The sequence below is a fragment of the Neisseria sp. P0021.S007 genome, from assembly GCF_051956855.1.
This window is the reverse complement of record NZ_JBQCXA010000095.1, coordinates 1-1,254: the sequence shown is the minus strand read 5'-3', so window position 1 is coordinate 1,254 and position 1,254 is coordinate 1. Positions and strand designations below refer to the sequence as shown.

The 1,254-nt window shown below is 43.1% G+C and carries 2 protein-coding genes; both read left to right on the top strand.

The genetic code is table 11. The features are described from left to right. Window positions 1-5: 5 nt before the first annotated feature. Entirely contained in the window at window positions 6-797 is a 792-nt protein-coding gene (locus ACTHUR_RS11390; RefSeq protein ID WP_440398643.1) for a fimb protein, read from the top strand. 260 nt (window positions 798-1,057) lie between these two features. Beyond that, window positions 1,058-1,254, top strand: a 197-nt coding sequence (locus ACTHUR_RS11385; protein WP_440398642.1) for a TerC family protein, incomplete at its 3' end; no start/stop codon positions are given.

Sequence of the window (1,254 nt, the reverse complement as noted above, 5' to 3'; positions counted from 1 at the left end):
TATCTATGGAAAACGCACATACATTACATTCTTCACCACGCTTTCGGTTCGCATTAAAAAATGCGGCATGGCATTTGTTGATTAGTCTGATTTTGGCAGGATTGGCCGCTTTGTTAGTATTTGGAGTTTGGTATCCTTATCCGTATGCCGAGCTGACAGGCGGATTGGCTTTATATAAACTGGTCATTTCAGTAGATATTGTTTGCGGCCCGTTGCTGACTTTGATTCTTGCCAGTCCGAGCAAAAAACTTAAAGAGAGGATTGTTGATTTTTCCTTAATCGGCATGATTCAGCTGGCTGCTTTAATTTATGGTTTGTGCAACGTATCTTTGGCGCGTCCAGTGGTTTCCGCATTCGAAACCGATAGGATAAATGTGGTAACTGCTGCAGAAATTGATGTAAATGATTTGAGCCATGCTCCGAAGGATTTGCAGGATTTATCTTGGTTTGGCGTACGCCGTGTTGGGTTGCGTGAAGCGATGAGCCCGGACGAAGCTAACCAAGTTCTTGATTTGTCTTTGAAAGGTGGTGAACCAAGTATGAGGCCTTCTTGGTGGTTGCCAGATTCGCAGCAGGAACGTGAGAAAATTCGTAAAGCAATGAAACCGTTGTCTGTCTTGGCAAAAGCCCGTGGCATGAATGAGGAGTCAATTTTGGAACAGGCTTCGCTGAGAAATGATGGGAAAGAGTTGTATTTCTTGCCATTTACCAGTGCGCGAAGTAAAGAATGGGTTGTGATATTGAATGAGCAGGCAGATTTTTTGGGTTATGCGCCGATTGATGGTTTTATCAAGTAAGAAAAGGTCGTCTGAAAGCTGGTAAGTGCTGGTATAGGCTGTTTTTAAAAGAAAATATGCTGTTAGACTTTGCCTTTCTTTCTTCAAACTGATAAACTGTTTGCCATTATTGTTGACCGAGGCATAAATTTTTCATGAAAGACGCAGAGCAGAGTAGTTGTTATACCGCTTCTTTCCCTTTATTTATGCCCGAACTTTGGCAGTCTGTCCGTTTTAAGCGGAACGGCTGCCTTTTTGTATTTTAAAGGAACACAATCATTATGGATTTCAGTTGGTTGGCAGAGCCGCATACTTGGATGGGCTTTGCCACGCTTCTGGTTTTGGAAGTTGTTTTAGGTATTGATAACCTTGTTTTCGTCGCAATTTTGGCAAACAAGGTCAAACCGTCGCAACGGGATAGGGCGCGGATAACGGGCTTGGGTTTGGCTGTCGTTATTCGGATTTTCATGTTGGGCTT

Coding starts and splice junctions, on each gene's coding strand:
- ACTHUR_RS11390 (WP_440398643.1), top strand. CDS start 6: ATGGAAAACGCACATACATTACATTCTTCACCACGCTTTCGGTTCGCA.